This is a genomic window from Candidatus Lokiarchaeota archaeon, from assembly GCA_014730275.1.
Lineage (GTDB): Archaea > Asgardarchaeota > Thorarchaeia > Thorarchaeales > Thorarchaeaceae > WJIL01.
The window spans coordinates 45204-56227 of the sequence record WJIL01000130.1; the positions used below are offsets into that span (position 1 = coordinate 45204).

The following is an 11024-nucleotide window of genomic DNA, read 5'->3' on the forward strand; positions in this document are numbered from 1 at the left end:
GACCGTGCATGGATATCCAGATACTGGTAGTCGATGATGATGAAGATCTGATTTTCCTGGCACAGCAGTTTCTTGGCATGCAAGATGAAGATTTTCATCTAGTCCCGGCTACCACAGGGCAGGAGGCTCTCCGTCTGTTGGAGAGCAATGAAATCGATGCTGTCATCTGTGACTATTACCTTGGTCCTGGTCAATTGAATGGATTAGAAATATTGGAATGGCTCAGAGATCAGGATTCTGATATCCCATTTATCATATTTACTGGCCGTAGTCGGGAAGATATTGCCATTCAAGCGCTCAATCTTGGAGCAGATTACTATTTCGAAAAAACAGATGATTTGGGTGGATTGTTCTCCGAGATTGCACATCATGTGAAAAGCGTAGTGCGTCATAGACGCATGAAAGAAGTACTACATGAAAGCGAGGAGCGATATCGAAGCCTAGTACAATCTATAGACGACATTCTTCTTGTGCTCGATGAAAACAACTTCATTGTTCAGTATCATCCATCTGAGAATGACGTTTTTGTGACGAATCCTGCAAGTATACGTGGCACCCACATCATGAATATTCTCCCCTCTACTATGGCAGAATCATGCACTCGACTAGCTGAAGCAGTACGAGATACGGGAGAGCGACGGAGTACGGACTACGGGATTGTTATCAATGGTGAACAGATGTGGTTCACAGCCAATCTTGATCTTCATGAGAATGGGAAATATGTGGTTGTAACGCTCATAGATACTACAAAACGAAAAGAAGTGGAAGAGAATCTGAGGCAGGCTGAGGCTGAATGGCGGCATACCTTTGATGCGATTCCCGACATGGTTTCAGTCATCGATACCAATTTTCGAATAATGAAAGCAAATGAGTCGACCTATGAGAGCCTTGGTCTATCTCGAGAAGAAATCATAGGTCAGAAGTGCTACGAAGTATTCCATGATTCTAGTGCACCAATTCCTGATTGCCCTCATACTGAAACAGCTGAAACCGGTGAAGATGCAGTCGCAGAGACATCCGATTTCCGAAATGGCTGCCCTTTTCTCGTGACCACATCCCCTCTTTTTGATCACGATGGGAATCAGATTGGCGTAGTCCATATCGCCAAAGACATCTCGGAACGGGTGCAGACCCGTGAGGCACTTCAGGCGAGTGAAGCCAAGTTCCGCGCCATATTTGAACGTGCGGGCATTGGTATGTCTATGGTTACATTGGATGGGCATTTCTTGGAAGCCAACAAGGCACTGCAGGATATTCTGGGCTATAGCCGAGAGGAACTTCTTTCAATGCAGACAGCAGATGTAACCCATCCTGATGATATTGCCAAGGATGAAGCTGCCCTTTCATCTATGCTAAAAGGGGACTTGGACCGCTATCAGATTGAAAAAAGGTACATACGAAAAGATGGGACAATTCTGTGGGGACTACTTACAGTATCTCTTCTTCGGGGGGAGAATGGTTCTCCTATCGGTACGGTTGGTATGCTCGAAAACATCACTCAGCGAAAACAAGCCGAGAAGCTCCTTCGTGAAGAGAAAGAACGGGCACAAATGTACTTGGATCAAGCTGGAACCGTTATTCTTGTTACCGATTTGAACTTGGACATAACTCTTCTGAACAAAAAGGGGTCCGAAGTTCTGGGGTATAATGAAGAAGATGTTCTTGGAAAAAACTGGATTGAAATGTTCATACCTGATGGGGAGAAGGAATCCATTCGAGGGTACATGTCCGGGATTCTTGCTGGCACTTTGGAACCCACGAAGGCAGAAGAAGGCCCCGTTTTAACCTCCAACGGCGAAATCCGCTGGATTGAATGGTCTGATGCTGTGCTGAAGGATGAAAATGGTAAGCCCACTGGAATTCTCAGCGCGGGGCCTGATATAACTGAGCGAAAAAAGGCAAAAGAAGAAGCCCGGGAAAGCTACGAGAAGTTTCGTCAGCTGTTCGAACAAGCTCCAATTGGCACTGCTCAGGTGGACCTCGAAGGCAATATATTCGAGGTCAATCCTGCTCTTAGTGACATGCTGGGTTATTCTCGAAAAGAGCTTGTTTCGATGCAGGTCCAAGACGTAACTCATCCAGATGACTGGGGCACGGAGGCTGAGCTTAACCAAGAAATGCTAAGTGGTGAGAGGAACTCCTATAGTGCTCGCAAGAGGTTTATTGATCGCAATGGAAATGTGATATGGGGGGATCTACATGTGTCAATGAACAGGAATGAAGATGGGGCCCCTCAGTCGGTCGTTGGAATGGTTTCCGATGTGACTGATGAGGTCTTGGCAAAACGCGAGTTGACCGAATCCGAAGAACAGTTCCGGATGATGGCTGAGAACATCAGTGATGGCCTTATGATTCTCCAGGAGGACTCCCTTGTTTATGCCAATGATCGGGTGACAGAGATTCTTGGCTTCACGCAGGAGGAACTTAGCAACATGAGCTATAGCGAGCTTGTTGCTGATGAGGAAAAAGACAGGCTTCTGAAGTCAATTCAGAAATGTGAGGCTGAGAAAAGGGGAACTCAGACTATGAGCCTCTGGATTAAGAGGAAAAACGGATCTCGACGGTACGTGAATGGGCGCTATACGTGTTTTGAGAAAGATGATGGTCATCTGATGAAATACATCCTTTTGACTGATAGAACAGATGAGAAACTTGCCCAGGAAAAACTAAAGAGGAAAGAGAAGAGATTTCGAGAGTTCTATGAGAAAGCTCCATTTGGATGTCAGATGCTGGATGAGCAAGGATGCTTACTTGATGTGAATCAGAAATGGCTTGAGACAACGGGATATTCTCGACAAGAGGTTTTGGGCGTGTATTTTGGGGAGTTTCTGACCGAAGAGGGGAAGCAGAGATTTTCACGTGTCTTCGCTGAGTTCAAGGAGCGAGGATTCGTTGAGGATATTAAATATAGTCTGGTCAAAAGAGATGGTTCGGTGTTGAAAGCAGTCTTCAACGGGCAAGTCATCTACGATGAGGCTGGCAATTTTGTCAGAACGCAGTGCATTTTCAGGGATATAACAAATGTGAGCAAGACAAATGCTATTCGAGAAAGACAACAAGAGGAGCTCGAGGACATTGCTCACATGATGGTGCATAATCTAGCTAGCAAAATGCGGAATATCAGCAACTTGGTTGATTTACTGAAGACGGAACATAGTGACAGCACTATTAGGAAACTTGATAGCATAGCCTACCATTCAGCTGAACTCCTTTGTGAGGCTGCTGAGCTTGCTGAAGAGCCTGCAGTTGCCACTCGCAAGGAATGGGTAGATTTGCGCGAATTAGCTCGAACAGCTGCTGCAACGACAATTCCAAACGAAATCGAGACAGATATTGACGATCTACCAAGGGTTCTAGCCAATCGGAAAAAATCTGCTACAATTTTTGAGAACATTTTCAGAAATGCCGTGGAACATGGCCAGCCAAACAGGATTGAAGTCAGGAAAGAGAAATCGAATCAAGGCACCTCTATTATTATTTCAAATGATGGTGTCCCAATTCCTCAACGCATCAGAGATAAGATATTCAGAAGAGGTTTTACCACTAAAGATGAAGGGGCTGGAATGGGCCTTGCGGTTGTGGAGAAGGTTGTTAAGGCGCATGGTTGGAGAATCTATTTGGAGCCCTCTGATACCACGAGCTTCAGAATTGCACTGGGCCATCTAGGGCCTCTTGCCTGACGAGGTGAGATAGCATTACCCACAATCCGATTTGTGCTGGTTTTGAGATGCAGGCACTAATGAACTCGAGCGAGGTATACTGTAGGAATGGTTGTCCTAACATCCTATACACTCGATAATACCCGCCTTAATACTAAATATTTCATATATATACGAAAGAATTAAAAACATATTTGCTAAGGTGGTATTGTCTCACTGCTTCTAAGAAGCAAGGGGGCACAATACTCAGGCAGGTACCCAGAGTCAATCTGGTGGTATTCGAGGTCGAATATGAGATGGTTGTAACAACTAGTGAGCTAATTGAGCTTCTACAGACGCTGGAAGGCGATTCCACTGATGTGAATTGCCCAGTTTGTGAGCTACTGAATCAGCTAGACAGTGACAACCTGTGCATCAACCATCACGACTAGCCCTCCCAAGCGCGTCGGCAGACCTCTTATGATTAACAATGTACCTGTTCGTGAAACGGAGCGAGTGTCTTGTGCTTCGCACAAGAGGCGGGATTCAGCTGCGTACAGAACGTGGCCATTATGGTATGCAACTGAGCAATCCTCCATTGGGCGTCGGAACCCTAACACCAGGCCCCTCGTCATGAACGCAGAATCCCGCCAACACTCCTCAATCACGCGTGACTTGGACATAGGATTATTGAAAATTATCTCTCCAAGTCTACTGTGTGATACATCATTTCTGGGTGTTGAAAGGTTACAATTCACTATATGAACGGTATTTAGTTTGATTCTCCTAAAGGGTGGTCATTGAGGTGTTGTTCCGAGCATTGGCCAATGCTGTCTGAACAAGCTTTTCATCCACCTCTTCAGATAATGTGCCAGATAGCTCATTGATAACATACAACAATGCATCATACATGTCATCTAGATCGCTTGGACCCATGTATTCATCAGCAAGACAATGAACTCTACACCCCTCCTCTATTCGGATACGTGAAAGCCACGGATGAATACGCGTACCCCGTTCAATCACAGTCACTAACAACTCTTTAGCAGTATCTTCAGATATTCTACTTGCACATATTTCTCTGAGGAAGTTATTCAGAATGCGTTCATTAGTAAGGACCAACTTATGCTCTGTCGTAATCATCTGAACTAAACCTTGGCTGATAAGCGCGCCCAGTTCATGTAGAACTGGCTCTGCATCAACGTCTCCAAGCGATTCGATAAGTGATCCAATAGTAGTTCTACCATCCATTGCTCCTATTACTTGAATCGTCTTGACTGAGAGATTCAGTGGGTTCCCCTGAGACAATAAAATACTCAGAGAATTTTCAGAAGGTATCAGTACGTCACGCCTTTCAGGAACGAAATGGATATTGATTGCGCCTTTCCAATATGCTTGAAGTGCACATTCTTTCGCTTCATCTATTGATACTTCTAGTTCGTTAGCTACCCTACTCAGCTTCATTGGCTCGTCCAACACTGAACGTAGTTTCTCAATCTCTACTCGTCTATCCGCATTTTCAAGAGTCTTCTCATTTAGTTCTCTCCGAGCTAATCGGGAACTGGGATTCAATCTATCGCCAACAAAAATCCGCATTACAAAATCATCGAAGGGAACAAAGACCCCCTCCTCAAAGCGGGGTGAATCTCGAAAGGCAGCATAGGTCGCCTCAAACTCAGCAACAATGATTCTTAATTTGCTGCGCAATTCACTTGTTTCTCTTGATACTGCAAGGACACCGATTGCCCAATCCCCTGTTTCTACAATAAGTGTCGTGTCTGACCCATAATCTGCTTTCCACTGGGATTCTTCGGAGCCAACAAACTCAGAAAGGAAACTTGCCATTGCACCAATAAAACCGGACAATAGCTGAGGGTCAACCAAATCTGGTGCGAATTCGTGACTATATTCTGCAACTCCTGAAGACCTGTGAAGTATAAACAGGGTCTTTTCATTCGAATATTGAGGCTCTTTTTCGTACAGTTCCATCTGTTCTTGGTCATTGCAGCTGTCTCGCTCCATGTCCCCTCCTTTGTCAGCTGCCTTCATTTCTACCAACCCCATTCATTTCTTGCGCCTATTTCATATGATCTCGAATAACACCCATGCATCGTGATATCTCTCTGCACGAAGTTGCATTCTTTAGTACCATAAGATACGGTGACGTGATTTGATTCCATGGTTGTAGTTCCCGAGTTGGAAACCCCTCTGCTTGCTGGATACCAGAAGTCAGTCGTATCTAGAGTTCCCGTTGAACTAGTCAATAGTATCACATTCACTGATGCCACCAATCCAAGAAGTCAAAATCGTCTCCCCGCAGACGGTCATCATAATTGTACAACATTCATAACATTCTGAATTAATATAAGTAAATTGCCGATTCATAGTGCGATGCAGTTCGTAGAATCCTGTTCACTATCGTGCTGCTTCATCCCACAATACAACTCTTTTATCATGTAGAAAGCAGTATTCACTTGGGTCGATATGGACAAACCATTCAAAGATACGCTTAAGGAAAAACTAGCACCCAGACTTCCGAAAGAAGAGCTAGACGCTTTGCCGTCTGGCTATCAACGTGTCGGTGATATCCTCATATTGAGCCTCCAATCTGAAGCTGAGCATCATCGATTGCTGATTGGAGAAGCTACTCTCGAAGTTGTCCCCAATGTACGGACGGTTTGTCATAAAATAGGAGGAATATCCGGTGCTATGCGCCTGCCCAAAATCGAAGTTATTGCAGGTGAACCAAGCACCATTACGGTACATAAAGAAAACGGTTGTCTATTCAGACTCGATATATCTGAAGTGATGTTTGCGAAAGGAAATGTTACTGAACGCGCACGCATTGCCAAGAGAGTCGGCGAATCAGAAACAGTCGTCGATATGTTTGCTGGCATAGGATATTTCTCAATACCAATTGCTGTTTTAGGAAAACCGGCTCAGGTCTATGCTGTTGAGATTAACCCGGTGAGTTTCGATTTCCTGAAAGAGAATATCGAACTAAATAATGTTCAAGACATCGTTACACCCCTTTTTGGTGACTGTAGAGACTATGCAACTCAGCTGAATGGTTCTGCAGACCGCATTGTTATGGGATACCTGCCTGATACCTATGAATTCCTGCCGGCTGCTTTCCACATTCTCAAGAAACATGGGGGTATTATCCACTATCATGATGTTTTCTATGAATCGGAGCTCTTCGAGGCCCCTATAGGCCTTCTCAAGGAGTATTCAGAGGGGGCTGGATATCATATTGAACGAATCCTGTCAAAACGCGAAGTAAAGAGCTATGCACCAAGACAGCTTCATGTAGTGCTTGATGTTGAATTTGGACGGGGAAACAGTCGATAAGCATCCCACTCTTGGGATTCGAGTCATAGGAAATAGATCTAAGCGGATGCTCTAAGAACTGCTTCTGCGTAAGTGGAAACAAATGCATTCTCTGTATTAAGACGATACTCGTATTTCCCGCGGCCCCATGTACCTCTTTTCGTCATAAGCACCAGTCCAACTGTTATTAGACGATCCATAACTCCTGCGCGCTTGTAAATCACTTTTCGCGATACTCCGCTTTCCAAATGGATTTGATGTCTGTTCATCCAACCTTTAGATATCTCCTTCAAATGGGTGTGCTTAGGTTTCCCATCCACCAAGAAAGCCTTTGCGAGAGCCTCAAGAATATCTATTTCTCTCTCTCTAAGAAAATTCCTGAAGAATCTCTCGAGCTGCTTCTTCTTCCACGATTCAATTTCCGTAAGGATGTTTTTCAGATCTTGTTCCGAGACTGACACTTCAACAACTGAAATGTCTCCAATCCCCCAGTTATCTTCATTGGCACCTATAGCTGATTCTTTACTTGTTGGCAGATTCGTAGTTGACAGACTGGTGCTGGTATAATAGAACTGGGTAACAAATGCACCTAAGCCGAGGCCGACCAACAATACCACTATAATTTGAACAAACAATTCCTCATCTCCATTCACTGCACCAAGTACCCAAAATAGATTGAGTGATGGTTTTTCTCCACTGAATATATCCTTTTTCTCCACTTATTTGGAGTCCTGGGGCTATCAATGATTGAAGCAGTGCTCATATTCAACAATTATGGTGACCTAGTTGCAAAAGAAATCTTGGGCGTAGCAGAACTAGGCGATTCCATGAAGCGATTCCTGAGCGCACTTTCCGAAATAATCGGTGGGAAAAAGCATTCGTTTCGTGACCATCTCAACCTTGGCAATCGACTTGTCAGCTATATTGCTGATGAAGAACACTCACTCATTACAGTATCTCCCATACTCGCTGACGTTGCTACTTTGGAAGAAGTGCTTACGAAGATTTGGGAGCGCTGTGTCCGTGAAATTGATGGAGTCCCAATCAATAAGGTGATGGCGAAAGCAGTAAACATCGTTTTGAGCCAAGAGATCAAAATTGCTATCTTTGGGCAGCCACGGGTTGGAAAAACTACAATCTCTCGCATGATACTCAAGAAACGCATCCCACTTAGATACGTTTCTACCATCGGTGTCAAGGTGAGACCCGTACCTGGTGGTTTGATTGGGAGTGGGACCGGCATCGTTTTGTGGGATATTGGTGGGCAGCCCAGATTTCGCAGTATGTGGCCTACCTATCTTAGAGGTTCTCAGCTTGTTCTTGTCACAACGGATAGTACCCTTGAAAGCGTATTATGGGCTAGAAAGATGATTCCGCATGTCCGTTCTTGGACTGGTGATGCAGCTCTTTTGGGCGTTGCGAATAAACAGGATCGCCCTGTTGCGCTTACATGTGAGCGAGTTAGTAGTATCTTGGGAATAGATACGATTCCGTTAACAGCACTTGAAATGTTAGACCCTTCCGAACGGTCGCACCTAATCGACGCCATATTGGACAAGCTTGGTTCACCTCGAAATGAACCGTCTTCTAGCCCCTTGGTCTCCTCAACGTGAACTTATACAATGATTTTGAAAAAGAAAGTTAGAGCCCCTGAAGGGCTCTTCCTAGTAATCTATATTTTTTTGGGTTGGCATTCCATCAGTAACTGGTGAAATGCACCATGAAGTACGCCTGGTCATGATCACAGGCGGGACATTTTGCTGGTGGGGTGTCACCCTCGTGTCGATAACCACAGTTAGAACAACGCCACTCAATACTCTCTTCTCGCTTGAGAAGTGTACCATCCTTGAGTTGCTCGGCTAGTGCAATATACCGCTCGTGATGCCACGTTTCGGCTTTCGCGATCATTCTCCATGCAGCTGCAATCCTACTGAAACCCTCTTCCTCTGCAATATCTGCATATCCGGGATACATCTCGGAGAACTCATACTTTTCACCTTCCGCAGCAGATCGCAGATTTTCTTCTGTGTTTGCAAGCGGCCCTGAGGGGAATTCCCAGTCAACTTTCAACATTGGAGTTGCTCCTCCTTCCTTCAGGAATTTGAAGAAGCGTTCTGCATGTTCCTTCTCGTGATTAGCAGTCTCATGAAAAACGTCTGCAATGTGGGGAAAGCCTTCTTTCTTTGCTTGACTCGCGTAGAATGTGTATCTCATTCTGGCTTGGCTTTCTCCAGCAAAGGACGTTAACAGGTTTTTCTCGGTTTCTGTGCCTTTCAAATCCATCATTATTACTCCTTTTCTTGCAGTTCTGAACGACTTCCTGCTCCAAATTCACAGGTCAGTAAGTGTCGCTCCTCTTGTTAGAATTCTAATAAGGCCTAAGTTAGAAGACACTAAGAAAGGGTGCTACAAGGCAAAACTCTCCAACAACGAAAGCGATAATGGCTGCAAGCCCTGTTACTGCCATTCTCATTGCAAAAATACCGCCCAAGCTTTTCTGGCGGAACAAGATCTCGCAGCCAAGAATTCCTACTCGGAGATGCAACAGCTAGGAATACAGCTTGGATGATGGTGCTTCCAATCAGAAGGGCGAGCCCCCTCCGATAGTGATACAAAAGGTATCAGTGCCATTACAAGAATCCCTCCCCTATTACTAAGCTGGGTAAAGAAGTTCAATCGTTTCCTATTCCTGTATTTCTCAACGAGATATGAAGCTGGAACTTGCAACAGCTGAGCCAGAGAGGGACTTGCTGCAAGTAGACCGATTACAGTATTGGATGCCCAAAAGCAGAACAAAGTCGACAAGGAAGAAGCTCTCCGTGAGAGTAGTTTTTACTTGGGCTGCAACTCCTTGCAAGGTCATTTTTCCCAGTGCATCTTCAATCATTTTTGGGTTCAAATCCCCTGCATTTTCTGATGACATGATACGAATGCCCCACATAGCGGCTGAGAGACAATCAGGAGAATATCAGACTAATAAATCTTCAAAGTCTTATGGGAATGTTACCTTCGGGAAGGGAATGCATGCGCTTTGATTTTGATATTCACATCTATGGATACCTGTCAGAGTAAGGGCAGGACACTATCTTTTATGATTTCTATTGCTCTTTTCCCATTGTTCAAAATATCTCCTATCCATGGCAGGCAGATTGATACTTGATCAATTCCAGCATCATCATATGCTTTTATTCTTTCAACCATTGTCTCTGGTGTACCCGAAAGACTTGATTGCAAGTCCCTCCGAAAATGATCATGATGTTTCACAGGGATCTGTCGAAGCAGAGAATCTACTTTCTTCTCATATTCTTCTTCGCTTTTCGCAGGCACAAATGTAGTCATATCCGTGGACCATGAGAGGTCTCCTGGATCTCTCCCAACTTTTGCGAGTGCATTATTCATCCTTTCCTTTTTCTGCTTGATTTTCTCGGGGCTGGCTCCTTCAAAATCAATACCATCTGCGTATTTCGCAATTGTATTCTCCATCATAGGTGCCTTGAGTGTCATCGTTCCGATACGAATAGGAACCCTAGGTTCCTGCACCGGCTTTGGAAGACATATTGCGTTATCTATCGAATAATATGTTCCTTCGAAAGGGGGTCGTGTTTCTGTCCACATCAACTCGAGTATTTCAAGAGCTTCTCTGAGCTGATGAATTCTTGTTCTGGCTTTGGGAAATTCATAGCCATATGCTTTGTATTCCGATTCTTTCCAACCCGCTCCAATTCCGAAATCAATACGTCCGTTCGAAGAATTATCTAGATTGGATACAATCTTCGCAAGATATGCAGGATTTCTGTATGAGTGATTGGTGACCATTGTGCCTAGTCTGATGTTACGGGTTTGAGGCGTTAGGAGGGCAAGAATTGTCCAAGCCTCGTAACATCTTCTTCCTGTTCTTTGGGGATTACCAAAGAAATGGTCTGATACAGAGAATTGATGGAATCCTTCTTTTTCTGCTTTCGTGGTCAGTGCAACTATTTCGTCATACGAGTATCCGACATGAGGTTCTATGTGAATACCAATTTTCATAACAGTGCGAGTCCTGAGTATCTGGAA

The 11024-nt window shown here is 44.6% G+C and carries 10 protein-coding genes; 4 read left to right on the forward strand and 6 right to left on the reverse strand.

All coding sequences use genetic code 11. The features are described 5' to 3' along the window. The first annotated feature begins 8 nt into the window (after positions 1 to 8). Together GF309_14175 and GF309_14180 are read left to right on the forward strand one after the other, a co-directional pair. Positions 9 to 3680, forward strand: a complete 3672-nt coding sequence (locus GF309_14175) for a PAS domain S-box protein (GenBank protein ID MBD3159924.1) — start codon at positions 9 to 11, stop codon at positions 3678 to 3680. A gap of 251 nt (positions 3681 to 3931) precedes the next feature. Then, the gene (locus GF309_14180) at positions 3932 to 4090 is read left to right on the forward strand and encodes a hypothetical protein (GenBank protein ID MBD3159925.1); all 159 of its coding nucleotides are present in this window, start codon (positions 3932 to 3934) and stop codon (positions 4088 to 4090) included. 334 nt (positions 4091 to 4424) lie between these two features. On the opposite strand, the gene GF309_14185 is transcribed toward GF309_14180, so the two are convergent. Continuing rightward, a complete protein-coding gene (locus tag GF309_14185; GenBank protein ID MBD3159926.1) occupies positions 4425 to 5687 on the reverse strand; it encodes a hypothetical protein in 1263 nt (420 codons plus the stop codon). Between the two features lie 2 nt (positions 5688 to 5689). Next, positions 5690 to 5902 (reverse strand): hypothetical protein, encoded by a 213-nt coding sequence (locus tag GF309_14190; protein MBD3159927.1) that lies wholly within the window; start codon positions 5900 to 5902, stop codon positions 5690 to 5692. A gap of 220 nt (positions 5903 to 6122) precedes the next feature. On the opposite strand from GF309_14190, the gene GF309_14195 reads away from it, so the two are divergent. After that, positions 6123 to 6989, forward strand: coding sequence for a methyltransferase (locus tag GF309_14195; GenBank protein MBD3159928.1), 867 nt, complete (start codon positions 6123 to 6125; stop codon positions 6987 to 6989). A gap of 38 nt (positions 6990 to 7027) precedes the next feature. Here the strand turns inward: GF309_14195 and GF309_14200 are convergent, their stop codons facing one another. Then, on the reverse strand, positions 7028 to 7687 hold the full coding sequence (locus tag GF309_14200) for a hypothetical protein (protein ID MBD3159929.1): 660 nt from the start codon (positions 7685 to 7687) through the stop codon (positions 7028 to 7030). 24 nt (positions 7688 to 7711) lie between these two features. Between GF309_14200 and GF309_14205 the strand changes: the two genes are divergently transcribed. After that, positions 7712 to 8581 carry a hypothetical protein gene (locus GF309_14205; protein MBD3159930.1) on the forward strand — a complete coding sequence of 290 codons (870 nt, stop codon included), beginning with the start codon at positions 7712 to 7714 and terminating at the stop codon, positions 8579 to 8581. A gap of 85 nt (positions 8582 to 8666) precedes the next feature. On the opposite strand, the gene GF309_14210 is transcribed toward GF309_14205, so the two are convergent. The 3 genes from GF309_14210 to GF309_14220 all read right to left on the reverse strand — a co-directional run bounded on the left by GF309_14210 (position 8667) and on the right by GF309_14220 (position 10997). Further along, complete coding sequence (locus GF309_14210) at positions 8667 to 9254, reverse strand: rubrerythrin family protein (protein ID MBD3159931.1); 588 nt, start codon at positions 9252 to 9254, stop codon at positions 8667 to 8669. 412 nt (positions 9255 to 9666) lie between these two features. Further along, positions 9667 to 9891, reverse strand: coding sequence for a hypothetical protein (locus GF309_14215; GenBank protein ID MBD3159932.1), 225 nt, complete (start codon positions 9889 to 9891; stop codon positions 9667 to 9669). A gap of 140 nt (positions 9892 to 10031) precedes the next feature. Beyond that, positions 10032 to 10997, reverse strand: a complete 966-nt coding sequence (locus tag GF309_14220; GenBank protein ID MBD3159933.1) for an LLM class flavin-dependent oxidoreductase — start codon at positions 10995 to 10997, stop codon at positions 10032 to 10034. Between the last annotated feature and the right edge of the window lie 27 nt (positions 10998 to 11024).

Coding starts and splice junctions, on each gene's coding strand:
- GF309_14205 (MBD3159930.1), top strand. CDS start 7,712: ATGATTGAAGCAGTGCTCATATTCAACAATTATGGTGACCTAGTTGCA.
- GF309_14185 (MBD3159926.1), bottom strand. CDS start 5,687: ATGAAGGCAGCTGACAAAGGAGGGGACATGGAGCGAGACAGCTGCAAT.
- GF309_14220 (MBD3159933.1), bottom strand. CDS start 10,997: ATGAAAATTGGTATTCACATAGAACCTCATGTCGGATACTCGTATGAC.
- GF309_14195 (MBD3159928.1), top strand. CDS start 6,123: ATGGACAAACCATTCAAAGATACGCTTAAGGAAAAACTAGCACCCAGA.
- GF309_14210 (MBD3159931.1), bottom strand. CDS start 9,254: ATGATGGATTTGAAAGGCACAGAAACCGAGAAAAACCTGTTAACGTCC.
- GF309_14215 (MBD3159932.1), bottom strand. CDS start 9,891: ATGTCATCAGAAAATGCAGGGGATTTGAACCCAAAAATGATTGAAGAT.
- GF309_14175 (MBD3159924.1), top strand. CDS start 9: ATGGATATCCAGATACTGGTAGTCGATGATGATGAAGATCTGATTTTC.